Source organism: Brachybacterium sp. AOP25-B2-12, from assembly GCF_052378625.1.
Lineage (GTDB): Bacteria > Actinomycetota > Actinomycetes > Actinomycetales > Dermabacteraceae > Brachybacterium.
On record NZ_JBQSXW010000008.1, the window covers coordinates 54,004 to 68,444 of the forward strand.

The window sequence follows — 14,441 nt, forward strand, 5'->3', positions numbered from 1 at the left end:
CGTCGGCCGCGCCGTGGCCGTGGACCTCGGCGGCTGCGTCGGGGACGGCGAGCTCGGCGTCATGCCGCGGGCTTCAGCACGTACCCCGCCCCGCGCACCGTGTGGATCATCGGCTCGCGCCCCACGTCGATCCGCTTGCGGAGGTAGGAGATGTAGAGCTCGACGATGTTGGCCTGCCCGCCGAAGTCGTAGTTCCACACGCTGTCGAGGATCTGAGCCTTGGAGAGCACCTTCTGGGGGTTCTCCATGAGGTACTGCAGCAGCTGGTACTGGGTGGCGGTCACCGGGATCGTGTCCCCGCCGCGCGTGACCTCGTGGGTGTCGAGGTTCATCACGAGATCCCCGACCACGAGCTCCTCCGCGCCCTGGGCGGTCACGCCGGAGCGCTGGACCAGCCGATGCAGGCGCAGCAGCACCTCCTCGATGGTGAAGGGCTTGGTCACGTAGTCGTCGGCCCCGGCGGCCAGCCCGTCGATCCGGTCGCCCGCGCCGTCCATCGCGGTCAGCAGCAGCACGGGCACCTCGGGCTGGAGGGCGCGGATGCGCCGCAGCACCTCGACGCCGTCGATCCCCGGGAGCATGCGGTCCAGCACGATCACGTCGGGGCGGAACTCGCGGGCGGTGCGCACGGCGTCCGGCCCGTCGCCGCTGACCCGGGCGTCCCAGCCGACCATCTGCAGCGGGAAGCGGACGAGGTCGGCGATGGTCGGCTCGTCCTCGACCACCAGCACGCGCACCGGGGAGCCGTCCGGGTGCTCGAGGCGTGGCAGCTGTGCCAGCACGGTCGCGCTGCGCTCGGTCATGACGTCTCCTCGGGAGGACGGGGCGGCGCGCAGCCGCCCGGGGGTGGGCGGGCGTCGCGCCTGCCGATATCCCGAGCGTAGCCGCGGGCCGCAGGACGGGACCGGGCCGCGTGCCCGCTCACAGGGACCCGATCCGCGCCGCACAGCAGGCCCACAGGTGCTCCGCGCCGCCTCGGACGTCGAGGTCGCGGGTACAGGTCGTGTGCTGAGGCGGGGATCACGCCGATGCCCCGCGGGAGGCGTGGGATGCTGGATGCCGCCCGTTCGCGCGGGCGAGATCGTCGCGCCGTGCCCCGCGCGACCCGAACCCCCCCCAGGAGGACGTGGATGTCGCTGCTCGGCGAGCCCTTCACCGCCAAATGCCTGAAGTCCGGCACGACGGTCGAGGTCGGGGGGACCCAGTCGCTCCTGCAGGCGCTGCTGGACGCCGGCGTCCCGATGGACTACTCCTGCGAAGGCGGTGTGTGCGGCACCTGCGTCGTGCCGCTCGTGTCCGGGGAGGTCGAGCACCTCGACGAGTTCCTCATGGACGACGAGAAGGAGCACAGCATCATCACGTGCGTCTCCCGCGGGATCGGCGAGATCGAGCTCGACGTCTGAGCTGCACCGGCTCGGCCGCGCTCCGCGTCAGGGGCGTGTCCCGCGCCCGGGCGGTGCCGGGCCCACGGGTCGACGCCGGTCGCCGCGACGCCGTCACCAGCGGGGGCCGGCCACCAGCCACGCCGTGACCACCAGCAAGAGCGCCCCGATCGCCATGCCGACGCTGGCCACCACCGGGAGCGACGGGCCCATGACCAATAGCGTGAGGACCGCCAGCGCGGCGATCGCGAGCATCGCCCCGAACAGCACCGGGTGCCCCGTCGTGCCGTGATCCGTGCGGCGATCCATGCGCAGCTGCTCGAGCGTCGTCATCGTGGGGGCTCCGTCCCGTCGACGGGGCCGCCGGGCCCCGGTCCGGAGCCGTGGTGCCCCGATGACCACCAGCCTGGCCGATCGGGTGCCGCCGCGGATCAGCCCGGAGCATCGTCGCCCTCCGCCCCAGGGCCCATCTGCGGACCCGGGGCTACGACGAAGGTCGCAGGGACTGCGGCGGCGCCCCGGGCTCCGCGACAGGTGCAGGCCCCTCGGTCGGCGCCGTCGCGACGGTCCGGACGCCGAGGCCGCCGTCGTCCCCGGACTGCGCCACGAGCTGGGCGAACTCCCCGCCGGCGGCAAGCAGGCCGTCGTACGTCCCCCGCTCGACGATCCGCCCGTGGCGCATCACGAGGATCTGGTCGGCCGAGCGCACGGTCGAGAGCCGGTGGGCGATGGAGATGACGGTGCGGTCGCGCCCCAGGGTCTCGAGCGCATCGCTCATGGCGCGCTCGGTCCGCACGTCCAGGGCGCTCGTGGCCTCGTCCAGCAGCAGCACCGGGGGGTCGCGAAGAATCGTCCGGGCCAGCGCCAGGCGCTGCTTCTCCCCGCCGGAGAACCGGTAGCCCCGCTCCCCCACCAGCGTCGCGTAGCCCTGCGGCAGCGCGGCGATGTGGTCGTGGATCTGCGCGATCCGGCAGGCCCGCACGAGGTCCTCGTCGCTCGCCTCCGGGGCGGCGAAGCGCAGGTTCTCGGCGATCGAGGCGTGCAGCAGATAGGTCTCCTGGCTCACGAGCCCCACGCACGCCGCGAGGGAGGACATCGTGACCTCACGCAGGTCGTGGCCGTCCAGCGTCACCCGCCCCACGCTCGGGTCGTACAGGCGGGCGATGAGATAGGCCGTTGTGGTCTTGCCCGATCCGGTCGAGCCCACGAGCGCGGTGTGCCGGGCGGCGGGCGCGTCGAGGGAGATGTCCCGCAGCGTCGGAGTCTCCGAGCCCGGGTAGGTGAAGGACACGTCCTCGAAGCGCACGTGCCCCCGCACCTCCCGGGGGGCCAGCGCCACCGCATCCGGGGCGTCCGTGATCGTGATGGGGGCGTCGATGTACTCGAACACACGCGTGAACAGCGCCAGCGAGGCGCTGATCTGGTTGGCGACGCGCAGCAGGTTGCTGAGCTGCGGCATCAGGGAGGACTGCAGGGCGATGAAGGCCACCAGGGTGCCGATGGTGACCTGGCCGTCCCCGCCCACCAGGAGGTAGCCGCCCAGGAGATAGGTCAGCGCCGGGATCACGGCCATCAGCGCGGTGAACAGCGCCATCTGCCAGCGCCCGGCCATCTCCGAGGAGACCTCGAGGTCGGCAAGCGCCCGCGAGTCGCGGGCGAAGCGCTCGGTGAGGGCGTCGGTGCGGCCCATCGTCGTCGACAGCAGGATCCCCGAGACCGACAGGGACTCCTGGATCCCGGCGGCGAGGTCCGCGGACTTCGCCTGGCGGGCCGAGACGATCTCCCGACGGCGCCGGCCCACCCGACGGTTCATCCACACCGCCAGAGGTGTCACGATCAGCGAGAACAGGGTCAGGCGCCAGTCCATGGCCGCCATCGCGACGATCGCCATCACGATCCCGGCGACCGCCGAGACGATCTGGGTCATGACGGAGGTGACCACGGCCTGCATCGAGCCGATGTCGCTGAAGATGCGGGACTGCACCTCGCCGGTGCGGGTGCGGGTGAAGAACCCCAGGCCCATGTGCTGCAGGTGCCCGTAGACGGCCACCCGGAGGTCGTGCATGACGGCCTGGCCCACCCGCGTCGAGAGCATCGACTGGGTGACGTTCAGGGCCGTCGAGACGAGGGTGACGGCGATCAGGCCGCCCACGCACCACGCGAGCAGGTGCAGGTCCCGATCCGGAAGGCCGTGGTCGACGATCGCCCGCACCAGGAAAGGGGAGACGACGCCCGCGGCGGCGCCGACGGCGATGAGCGCGAGGACCACCCCGATCGTGCCTCGGTAGGCGCGGAACAGCCCCAGGATCCTGCGGACGTCGGCCTTCTGCCCCGGCGCGAGCTTCTGCGCCTCGGTGTCCAGCCGGGTGGCGCCGCGGGCGCTGCCCATCCCCCCGAAGGTCACAGACCGCGGTCCCGGGCCACCTGCGAGTTCGAGGCCTGCGCGAGGGGGCGCACGGTCACGAGGTCGAGGTTGACGTGATGGGGGGCGTTCAGGGCGTAGGAGATGACGTCGGCGATGTCCTCGGCGGTCAGCGGGTGCTGGACCCCGGCGTAGACCGCATCGGCCTTGGACCGATCCCCGCCCAGGCGCACCAGGGAGAACTCCTCGGTGCGGACCATGCCCGGCGCGATCTCGATGACGCGGATCGGCTCGCCGTTGAGCTCGAGGCGCAGGGCGCCGGCGACCATGTGCTCGCCGGCCTTGGCGGCGTTGTAGCCGCCACCTCCCTGGTAGGCGGACTGCGCGGCGGTCGAGGACAGCACCAGCACGTCCCCGCGCCCGGAGGCCCGGAGCGCTCCGAGCAGCCCTTTGACCACACGGGCCGTGCCCAGCACGTTCGTGGCGTACATCCCTTCCCACGCGGTCAGGTCCGCGGCGTCGACACGATCGACGCCGAGGGCACCGCCGGCCACGTTGACCACGGCGTTCACCGCGCCCTCGAACACGACGCCGACGCGCTCGACCAGGGCGTCGACCGACGCCTGGTCGGTCACGTCGACCATCAGCGTCTGGCAGCCCGTCGCGGCGGCGAGCTCGGCGAGGCGGTCCGCGCGCCGTGCGACGGCGAGCACCCGCCACCCGTCCGCGACGAGGCGCTCGGCCGCGGCGCGCCCGATCCCCGATGACGCGCCGGTGACGACGGCGGTCAGCGGGGCAGAGGGGGCGGAGGCGGGGTCGACCTGTGGCATGGCGCCAGGGTACGCGGGGTCACCGCATCCTGAATCGGACAGCGCCCCTGGTGCCCATCTGTGAGATGCACTACTGTAAATCGTTATCCAGTCTGGCGCCCTCCCCTTCGCCCCAGCGGATACCCCCTCTCCCCGAACCCACGTGAGGCCCTCCATGGGCAGTCCCTTCGCCTCCCGGCACCGCTCCCGCCCCGTCGAGCCCGGCCGCCGCCTCGGTCCCGCCGTCCTCGCGCTCCTCGCAGGGGGAACGCTGGCCGCTCCTCTGGCGCTCTCACCGGAGCCCGCACGAGCCGACCCGTCGACGGTGCCCCTGGACCAGTCCGGCATGACCGTGCTCGACACGGATTCCGCGGAGCCGGACAGCCCGGCGGAGAACGTCCTCGACGGCGAGGTCGACACCATCTGGCACACCGCGTGGCAGAACGGCAAGGCCCCCTTGCCCCACCACCTCACGATCCGCATCTCGGACGAGCCCGTCGACGTGGCCGCCGTGCGACTCCAGGGCCGCACCTCCTCCAACGGATCCGGGCGGATCCGCGACTACGACCTCTTGGCATCGAACGACCCCTCCTGCTCCGAGGACTCCTTCGCGCTGGTGACCTCCGGCGGGTTCGACGGTGCTCTGGCGACCGCGACCTCGGAGAAGGTCATCACCGTGGACCAGCCCGTCCAGGCGCGCTGCCTCACGGTGGTCTGGAAGACCTCCTGGGGTGGCCGCTCCTCGGATCCGGTGAACTCGCCGCCCGAGACGGTCGCCTCCCTCGCGGAGTTCAACGTCGACGTCCTGGGCGAGCCCGGGCCCGGGGACCCGATCACGGTCGATCCGCCCGAGGGCACCGTGGAGATCACCGACGGTTCCCTGCACGTGCGCCTGCACCCCGATTTCCCCCAGGTGGTGGACTATCGCCTCGGTGGGTCCACGGTGGCCGGGCGGTACGGTGCCGCGCTGTCGAAGGTCACCATCGACGACGTCTCCCGGCCGGTCGACGTCGCCGCCCCCGTGGTCGCGGCGGACGGCGCCTCGGCGACCTACCGGATCACCGTCCCCTCGCTGTCCGACGTCTCCTTCGACGCCGTCCTGTCCGTCCGTGACGGCGTCTTCACCTGGTCGCTGACGGACGTCGAGGATCCGCGCGGTCTCGTGCATCGCATCGCCGTGCCGCGCCTGGACCTGGCCTCCGCCCACGGCGGCCAGGAGGGAGCGCAGCTCACCACCGCCGACATCACCACCGATCGCCGCGCCAGCGGCGACCGCACGTATGACCTGGCGAGCCAGCAGCCCGGCACAGCGGTCAGCGACCTCACCTACCTCGCGTTGCTGACCACACCCGAGCTCGCCGCCGGGTTCGAGACCAACGCCGTCGAGGACAACACCGCCGGAGGCGCGACCGCGGAGCGCGTGCGCACCGACAACTCGCGCCTCATCGCCACGATCGCCCAGGGCGACGGCGCCAGCTACGGGACCGTCTCCCCCGGCACGTTCGTCGTCCGCGGCTCGACGGCCGACCTGGGCATCGGGCCCGACGAGGACCCGTACGTGCGGGGCCGCCTGACGCCGGATGCCAACGACGACGGCACGCTGACCTGGCAGGACGCGGCGATCGCCGCCCGTTCCATCGCACAGCCCATCACCGGGTCCGACTCCGTGCCCGACCACCCCATCACCCGGATCCCCTTCAACATCGTCTCCCAGGCCACGCACCCGTTCCTGCGGACCCTGGACGACACCAAGCGGATCTCTCTGGCGACCGACGGCCTGGGACAGAACGTCATGCTCAAGGGCTACGAGGCCGAAGGGCACGACTCCGCCCACCCGGACTACGCGGGGCACTACAACGAGCGCGCCGGCGGCAAGGAGGACCTCGACACGCTCGTGACCGAGGGCGAGGCCTGGAACGCGACGTTCGGCGTGCATGTCAACGCCACCGAGTCCTACTCCGAGGCCCATGCGTTCAGCGAGGACCTGTTGCGTTCCCCGATCACGCCCGGGTGGGGCTGGATGAACCAGTCGTACGCGATCGACGGCCCCAAGGACCTGGGTTCGGGAGCGGTGCTGGACCGCTTCCAGGACCTGCGCGACGAATCACCCGAGAACCTGACGTTCCTGTACATGGACGTCTACTACCCCAACGGCTGGGAGGGGCAGCGGCTGTCCTCCGAGCTCGAGGGCCAGGGTTGGCGGGTCTCGACGGAATGGGCCAGCAAGTTCCCGCGCTCGTCGACCTGGTCGCACTGGGCCAATGACGAGAACTACGGCGGCCAGGAGAACAAGGGCCTGAACTCGCAGGTCCTCCGATTCATCGACAACGCCAACAAGGACGTGTGGGACCCCGATCCGCTGCTGTCCAACGCGAACGTCCACGAGTTCGAGGGGTGGTCCAAGGGGTCGGACGCTCAGGCGTTCTTCTCGATGGTCTGGGAGCGCAACCTCCCGACCAAGTACCTCCAGCAGTCCGACATCATGACCTGGACCGCCGCGGACCCGACGCATCCCGGCCGGATCGAGCTGCAGGACGGCACCGTGGTCACGAGCCCGGCGACCTCGATCGCCGGTGATCAGATCCCCACGGATCGCACGATCACCACCGATGGCCGCACCGTCTACACCGACGGCGCATACCTCCTGCCGTGGGACGACGGCCAGCAGCGGCTCTACCACTGGAACCCTGCAGGTGGCACGAGCACCTGGGAGCTCACCGACGCGTGGCGGACCCAGGCCTCCCTGACGGCCTACCGCCTGACCGACACCGGACGCACCGATCCCGTGAGCGTCCCTGTCGTCGACGGGTCCGTGACCCTCACCGCAGACCAGGGCACGGCATACGTCCTCTACCCGACGTCCGCTCTTCCGGAGGCCTCGGACCCGCAGTGGGGCCAGGGGACGCCGGTGGCCGACCCCGGCTTCTTCTCCGGGACGCTCGATGCGTGGACCGCGCAGGGCGACGTCGCGGTCGAGACGACCGACAAGCGCAATCAGCAGGCGCGGATGGGCGCCGCTGAGAGCTCGATCTCCCAGGTGCTGCGGGACCCCTCGACGTCGACGGGGAACCTTCCTGCCGGTACGTGGTCGGCCTGGGCGTGGGTCGAGATCGACCCGCGTGCGACCCGCGCGGTGACGGTCTCCGCGACAGGCACCGGGGTGCGCCCCGTCGGGGCCACGGCGTCACGGTCGGCGCAGGCCGCTGCGGGCCATGAGGCCCGTGCGGCAGGTACCGACGCCGCGTCGACGACGATCGACTCGTCGACGGCCGTCAACGCGACGGCGTCCGACGAGAAGCTCGGAACGCATTTCCAGCGCGTGCGCGTCACGTTCAGCTCCGACGGCTCGCCGGTGACGTTCCGTGTCGCCGCGGCAGAGGGTGAGGCCGCGGTCCGTGTCGATGACGTCCGAGTGGTGCCCTTCACCGCTCCGCAGGATCCCGCACCGACCGACGGGACCGTCCTGTTCGAGGACTTCGAGCACATCGACACCGGATACGGTCCGTTCGTGACCGGTGAGGCCAAGCAGGGAGGCGACGCCCGGACTCAGCTCGCCGAACGTCACGAGCCCTACTCGCAGTCCGGCTGGTACGGCCTGGACGCCTCGGGCAAGGCCGTGGCCGGCGGCAAGCTCACCGACAACGTGCTGAACGGCACCTGGTCCCTCATGTCCAATGAGGAGACCGAGGGGTTGATCCTGCGGACCACCTCGTCGTCGCTGCCTCTGATCCCTGGCCATCGGTACCGGGTCGGGTTCGACCATCAGACGGCGTTCGCGGGGACGTATTCGGTCGTCGTGGGCGAGGATGCCGTGGGTGCACCCGTCAGCTCCACGACCCTGGAGTCGCTCCCGCTGCCCGAGGCACGCGAGACCGCGCGCTTCACGCACGAGTTCACGGCGGGTGCCGATGGCGGGACGACCTGGCTGGGCATCGTGAAGTCCGGCGACGGCCGTCAGTCGAACCTCACGATCGACGACCTGCGGGTCGAGGATCTGGATGCCGTGGACCCGACGGATCCCACGGACCCCGCCGAACCCACGGACCCGACGGGACCGACGGACCCGGCGGGACCGACGGACCCGGCGGGACCGACGGACCCGGCGGGCCCCTCGGAGTCCACCGATCCGAACGCCGCGACGGACCCCTCCGGCGACTCGGACCCGTCGGAACCCACGTCGGCAGGTCAGTCCTCCGGCGCGACGTCCTCGAAGGGCGGAGGTGCCGCGGCCGCCGGCTCGGCGAGCGAGGGGCCCGGTCTCGGATCGCTGCCCCGCACGGGAATCACGATCGGCGTGCCGCTGCTGTTCGCGGCAGGCCTGATCCTCGGCGGACTCTGGTTGCGGCGTCAGGCGGCGGGCCGGCGTCCATGACGTGCTGCAGGAATCCCGACGCCACGAGCGGAGGGACACGCACGAAGGCTTCGTGAACAGCCGGAGCGCCGGGGTCACCTGCTCGTGGAAGGTGACCCCGGCGCACCCATGCGCAGGCCGCCGTGGCTTCGTTGTCGAGGGGTGCGAGAAAGGCTAGGGTCGTCGGAATGGGCGCGTACCGGAGGATCGCCGCTGCCGCGTTCCGTCAGTACTCGACGTATCGGATGGCGACGGCCGCCGGTGTCTTCACCAACACCGTCTTCGGATTCATCCGGGCATCCATCCTGCTGTCGGCGATCCACACGGCCGGTGGCGAGCTCGAGGGGTACGACGCCCTCCAGGCGGCGACGTACGTGTGGCTCGGCCAGGCGCTGCTCGCTCCCGTCGAGACGTTCGGCACTCGCGAGCTGGGGCGCCGCATCCATCAGGGCGACGTGGCCGTGGATCTCCTGCGCCCCACCGCGCTGCTGGGCCAGCTCTACGCGCAGAAGCTCGGGCGATCCGGGTTCCTGCTGCTGGGGCGCGGCATCCCGCCGCTGGTCATCGGGGGCCTGGTGACCGGACTCGCCCTCCCGGACAGCCCCTGGTCCTACCTGCTGGGTGCCGTCGCGGTGCTCCTCGCGATCACCGTGTCCTTCCTCGCGGACCTCCTGGTCAACCTCCTGGCGTTCTGGGTGCTCGAGACCCGAGGGCTGCATTCGGTGTACATGGCCCTGCTGAGCCTGCTGTCGGGCTTCCTCGTGCCCATCGTGTGGTTCCCCGACTGGCTGCGTGACCTCGCCCGCCTCACCCCGTTCCCCGCGATGATCCAGACACCGATCGACACCCTCTCGGGCCGTGTCACCCCCCACGAGGCGCTGGAGCTGGTCGGGGTCCAGCTGCTCTGGGTGCCGATCCTGGCGCTCGCCGCCCACCTGATGCTGCGATCGGGTGTGCGGGCTCTGGAGGTCCAGGGTGGCTGACCCGACCAGGCACGTCACGACCCCACGGATGCTGCGGATCCTGTACGGATCCCGGATCCGCTCCCAGCTCGCGTTCCGCACGAGCTTCGTCTCGGACGTCCTGGGACAGATCCTCGTGATCGCCACGGAGTTCATCGAGCTGTGGGTGATCCTGTCCCAGGTGGGCGTCCTCGGCGGGATGACGCTGGCCCAGGTCACCGTGGTCTACGGGCTCGGCGCCCTGGCGTTCGGGATCGCGGACCTCGTCCTCGGGGAGATCGACGGGCTCAGCGACTACATCCGGTCCGGCAAGCTCGAGACCCTGCTGATCCGCCCTGTCCCCCTGCTGCTGCAGATCTCCAGCCTGGACCTGTCGCTGCGTCGTGTCGGCCGGATCCTGACGGGGCTGGTGCTGTACGTGGTCGCCCTCATCGTCGTCGGTTTCGAGCCGACGCCCGCGACGGTAGTGCTCGCCGTGCTCGCACCGATCGCCGGCGCCGCGATCTTCGCGGGACTGCTGACGATGGCCGGAGCGATGCAGTTCTGGCTGGTCGACGGCCGCGAGTTCGCCAATGCCTTCACCTACGGCGGAAACTACGTCTCGACCACCCCCGGGGCCGTGTTCTCCCTGCCGATGCGGGCCTTCTTCACCTTCGTCATCCCGGCGACCCTGGTCGCGTACGCGCCGACCCTGGTGCTGCTGGAGATCGAGGGGCCCGCGCTAATCCCGGCCTGGAGCGGATGGATGGGGCTGCCGGCGGCCGCCGCGGTCTGGGCGGTCGCCGCGCTGCTGTGGCGCGCCGGGGTGCGCCGCTACACGGGGGCCGGCGGATGACGCTTCCCGACCCGCGGCACGGTCCGCGCGGATCCGTCGGGCGCCCGGCCCGTCTCCGAAGCCTCGCGATCGGCACCCGTCGTACCGTGCACCGCACCTGCTCCTCCCGTCCATCCCTCCTGGAGGTCACGTCATGACCGCTGTCCCGACCGACCGCACGGCCGTGCCCGCGGTGGCGCTGGAGGACCTGCGCCGCGACTACGTGGTCCGATCACGCATCGAGGGCTCGCGCCGCCGCGCGCGACGGCTGGTGGAGGCGGTCGCCGGGATCACGCTGTCGATCGAGCGGGGGGAGGCCGTGGGATTCGTCGGTGCCAACGGCGCCGGGAAGTCCACCACCATCAAGATGATGACGGGGATCCTCCGGCCCACTGCAGGCGCCGTACGGGTCCTGGGCCGTGATCCGGTGCCGGAGCGTCGCGCGCTGACCCGCGAGATCGGGGTGGTGTTCGGCCAGCGCAGCCAGCTGTGGTGGGACCTCCCCCTGGCGAACTCCTACCGGATCCTCGCGGCCATGCACAGGCTCTCCGACGCCGACCGCGACGCCCGGCTCGCGCGTTTGGTCGACGGCCTGGACCTGTCGGCCTTCCTCGACCGTCCCGTGCGGCAGCTGTCCCTCGGTCAGCGGATGCGCGGGGAGGTCGCGGCCGCCCTCCTGCACTCCCCCGACCTCGTGATCCTCGACGAGCCGACCATCGGACTCGACATGGTCTCCAAGGAGGGGCTGCGGCGGTTCCTGCGCGAGGACCGCGCCGAGCGGGGCACGACGCTGTTCCTGACCACGCACGACATGAGCGACGTCGAGCGGCTGTGCGAGCGGATCGTCGTGGTCAACGCCGGGAGCGTCGCCTACGACGGGGCGCTGTCGGCATTCCGCGCGTCCCTCGGGGCGCCGCGGGAGCTGGTGGTCGACCTCACCGCCCCGCACCCGGTGCCGTTCACGTTGCCCCCGGGCGCCGAGACGGTCGCCGTCGAGGCCGACGGGATCCGCCACCGGATCCGCTTCCCGGGCGCGGAGCTGACGGTGCCCGCACTGCTGACCCGCATCGGCGCCCAGGCGGAGGTCGCGGACCTCTCGCTCACCGAGCCCGCCATCGAGGACCTGGTCCGTCGGATCTACGCCGAGGGCGGGTCGTCGGCCTGATGCCGGGCCGTCCGCCTGAGGGCGGCCGTCGGCCCGAGGCCGGGCCATCGGCCCGAGGACGTGCTGTCCCGCCGCCGACGCGGCCGGCCGGCCGTGACCGGCCCTCCGCGGCGGTCGCCGCACCCGGGATCGTCCCGCGCACCGGGACTCCCCCGCGACGCCGCGGGCAGGATCGGGCCATGATGGACCCGAGCACGTCGCGCACGTGCCCGACCGAGCACCCCCACCCCCAGGAGGAGCCATGACCGCACCCGACACGTCCGTGGGGCGCATGATCGCCTACGCGGTCGACCGGATCGCCCGCACCACGGCCGAGCGCCCCGCGCCCGGCCTCCGCTCGAGCCGGCCCGAGGCCATGGCACGGCGCATGCTCGAGTACGTCCTGGCGGTCCCGCGGTCCCGCCGCGCCTTCGTCAAGCACGTCGCCGACACCTCCGGCACCGCCCTCGCCTTCCGCTCCGCGACGCGCACGGGCCCGGCCCTGGACCTCACCGCGGAGATCGACGGCACCGACGCCCGGATCGGGATCATCACCCGCGTCGAGGAGGACATCGCCGAGGGCGTCCTGGCGCAGCGCCTCGCCGAGCTCGTCGACTCCCCCGCCTCCCGCCTGGTGGTCATCACCCCCAAGGGGCGCAAGCCGGACGAGGACCCGGAGGACGCGCGCCTCGTGGCGATCACCTGGCCCAAGCTCGCCAAGCGCCTCACCGACAAGGACGACCGGGCCGCCTCCCTGTGGGCCGCGCTCGCCGAGTACGGGGAGGCCGCCGGGGCGCGGCCCGTGGACGTGCCGGTGTCCCCGCGGATCCTCCTGGACGAGGACACCGTCGCGGCGTTCCGCGCCCACCTGGACACCCTGCGCCTGTCCTCGACGACCCTCCTGGGCCTTCCCGCGCGCTTTTCCCGCGCACGCCCGACCCACGGCGCCTGGTTGCAGGCCGGGGCGGGCGGGGACCGGCTGGGCATCGAGTTCGGCCCCGTGGAGCTGGGCACCCCCGTGTGGCTGGCCGGATCGCGACCCGCCCGCACCGCGAACCTGGGCATCGGCGCCCTCACCGACGATGACGCCCGCGAGGCCGCCGAGAAGCGCCTGCACACGATCGCGGCCGGGGAGTCGTGGCGCGACGGCGACGAGCACCTGCCCGCCGTCGACGGGTTCCTGGGCGCTCCCGCGGACGCCCGGGTCGAGGACGCACGCGCCCTGCTGTGGGAGGTGTTCGACCCCGAGCGTCTCGAGGCCGCGGGCTTCCCCATGGCGATCCGCTCCCAGCCCGACCTCGACGAGCTCCGCCTCGCGGTGCGCCTGCGCTACCCCGCGGACCCCCGCGGCGGCACGTTCCTCGTCGCGATCGGCGGCGCCCGGACCTGGCGCACGCTGCTGCCCCGCGTGACACGCGAGTACGACGACAAGACGTACGTCGTCCAGGCCGAGAAGTCCGACACCGCCGACGACCTCGTGCGCAAGGTCCACGAGGCGCTGACGTCACTGGCCACGAAGCCATGAGGAGGGACCCCAAGGATGCAGGAGGAGCGCACGATGCGCGGTGAGTTCAAGGTCCGCGGCGGCAAGCTGGTGACCGCCGAGGTCGAGACGGACGGCGAGGTGATCACCGCCGCGCACGTCTTCGGGGACTTCTTCCTCGAACCCGACGACGCCCTCGAGGACATCGACGCGGCGCTGGTGGGCCGTCGTGTCGACGAGTCCGCCTCGGCGCTGGCCCGGGCGATCACCGAGCGCCTGGACCGGCGGTCCGAGCCCGTCCAGCTGATCGGCTTCGACGCGGAGGCCGTCGCGATCGCCGTGCGCCGCGCCCTCGGAAGAGCCTCGGCGTGGGACGACCTCACCTTCGACGTGATCGGCCCCGTGACACTCCCGCCGATCCTCCACGTGGCCCTGGACGAGCTGCTGCCCCGCGAGGTCGCCGCGGGCCGCCGCCCGCCGCTGCTGCGGATCTGGGACTGGGACTCACCGCTCGTGGTGATCGGCTCTTACCAGAGCGTGCGCAACGAGATCGACCCCGAGGGCGCGGCCCGCCACGGGATCGGCGTGGTCCGCCGGATCACCGGCGGCGGCGCGATGTTCATGGAGCCGGGCAACTGCATCACCTATTCGCTCGTGGTGCCCGCCTCGCTGGTGGAGGGCCTGAGCTTCGAGCAGTCCTACGCCTACCTCGACGACTGGGTGATGGGCGCCCTCGCGGAGATCGGCGTGCGCGCCCGCTACGTGCCGCTGAACGACATCGCCTCGCAGCACGGGAAGATCGGCGGCGCCGCCCAGCGGCGCTTCGCCGAGGGCGTGGTGCTGCACCACGTGACCATGAGCTACGACATCGACGCCGCGAAGATGGGCGAGGTGCTGCGGATCGGCCGCGAGAAGCTCTCGGACAAGGGCACGCGCAGCGCCGCCAAGAGGGTGGATCCGATGCGGTCGCAGACGGGCATGACCCGCGACGCGATCATCGCGGCGTTCCTGGACCACTTCCGCCGCCGGTACGCGACCCACGACTCGACGTACACCACCGCCGAGCTCGACGCGGCCCGGGCGCTCGTCGCCACGAAGTTCGGGACCCGGGAGTGGACCGAGCGGGTGCCCTGA

At 72.0% G+C, this 14,441-nt stretch carries 11 protein-coding genes; 7 read left to right on the plus strand and 4 right to left on the minus strand.

The features are described from left to right. Positions 1-59 precede the first annotated feature (59 nt). Positions 60-803 carry a response regulator transcription factor gene (locus ACT3TZ_RS07730; protein ID WP_444582823.1) on the minus strand — a complete coding sequence of 248 codons (744 nt, stop codon included), beginning with the start codon at positions 801-803 and terminating at the stop codon, positions 60-62. Positions 804-1,130: 327 nt separating this feature from the next. Between ACT3TZ_RS07730 and ACT3TZ_RS07735 the strand changes: the two genes are divergently transcribed. Continuing rightward, the gene (locus ACT3TZ_RS07735) at positions 1,131-1,403 is read left to right on the plus strand and encodes a 2Fe-2S iron-sulfur cluster-binding protein (RefSeq protein WP_444582824.1); all 273 of its coding nucleotides are present in this window, start codon (positions 1,131-1,133) and stop codon (positions 1,401-1,403) included. 93 nt (positions 1,404-1,496) lie between these two features. Here ACT3TZ_RS07735 and ACT3TZ_RS07740 read toward each other — a convergent pair whose 3' ends face one another. From ACT3TZ_RS07740 to ACT3TZ_RS07750, 3 genes are all read right to left on the minus strand, one after another. Continuing rightward, a complete protein-coding gene (locus ACT3TZ_RS07740; protein ID WP_444582825.1) occupies positions 1,497-1,715 on the minus strand; it encodes a hypothetical protein in 219 nt (72 codons plus the stop codon). Positions 1,716-1,866: 151 nt separating this feature from the next. Further along, positions 1,867-3,771 (minus strand): ABC transporter ATP-binding protein, encoded by a 1,905-nt coding sequence (locus ACT3TZ_RS07745; protein ID WP_444582826.1) that lies wholly within the window; start codon positions 3,769-3,771, stop codon positions 1,867-1,869. A gap of 11 nt (positions 3,772-3,782) precedes the next feature. Further along, positions 3,783-4,574, minus strand: coding sequence for an SDR family oxidoreductase (locus tag ACT3TZ_RS07750; protein ID WP_444582827.1), 792 nt, complete (start codon positions 4,572-4,574; stop codon positions 3,783-3,785). Between the two features lie 154 nt (positions 4,575-4,728). On the opposite strand from ACT3TZ_RS07750, the gene ACT3TZ_RS07755 reads away from it, so the two are divergent. The 6 genes from ACT3TZ_RS07755 (at position 4,729) to ACT3TZ_RS07780 (ending at position 14,441) form a co-directional block, all read left to right on the plus strand. Beyond that, complete coding sequence (locus ACT3TZ_RS07755; protein WP_444582828.1) at positions 4,729-8,925, plus strand: endo-alpha-N-acetylgalactosaminidase family protein; 4,197 nt, start codon at positions 4,729-4,731, stop codon at positions 8,923-8,925. A 167-nt stretch (positions 8,926-9,092) separates the two neighbouring features. Then, positions 9,093-9,887: an ABC transporter permease gene (locus ACT3TZ_RS07760; protein WP_444582829.1), complete on the plus strand. Its 795-nt coding sequence runs from the start codon at positions 9,093-9,095 to the stop codon at positions 9,885-9,887. Further along, a complete protein-coding gene (locus ACT3TZ_RS07765; RefSeq protein ID WP_444582830.1) occupies positions 9,880-10,701 on the plus strand; it encodes an ABC transporter permease in 822 nt (273 codons plus the stop codon). The genes ACT3TZ_RS07760 and ACT3TZ_RS07765 overlap by 8 nt, the downstream gene beginning before the upstream one ends. Before the next feature lie 133 nt (positions 10,702-10,834). Beyond that, positions 10,835-11,845 carry an ABC transporter ATP-binding protein gene (locus ACT3TZ_RS07770; protein ID WP_444582831.1) on the plus strand — a complete coding sequence of 337 codons (1,011 nt, stop codon included), beginning with the start codon at positions 10,835-10,837 and terminating at the stop codon, positions 11,843-11,845. A 241-nt stretch (positions 11,846-12,086) separates the two neighbouring features. Continuing rightward, positions 12,087-13,349 (plus strand): hypothetical protein, encoded by a 1,263-nt coding sequence (locus ACT3TZ_RS07775; RefSeq protein ID WP_444582832.1) that lies wholly within the window; start codon positions 12,087-12,089, stop codon positions 13,347-13,349. Between the two features lie 33 nt (positions 13,350-13,382). Continuing rightward, positions 13,383-14,441 carry a lipoyl protein ligase domain-containing protein gene (locus tag ACT3TZ_RS07780; RefSeq protein ID WP_444582833.1) on the plus strand — a complete coding sequence of 353 codons (1,059 nt, stop codon included), beginning with the start codon at positions 13,383-13,385 and terminating at the stop codon, positions 14,439-14,441.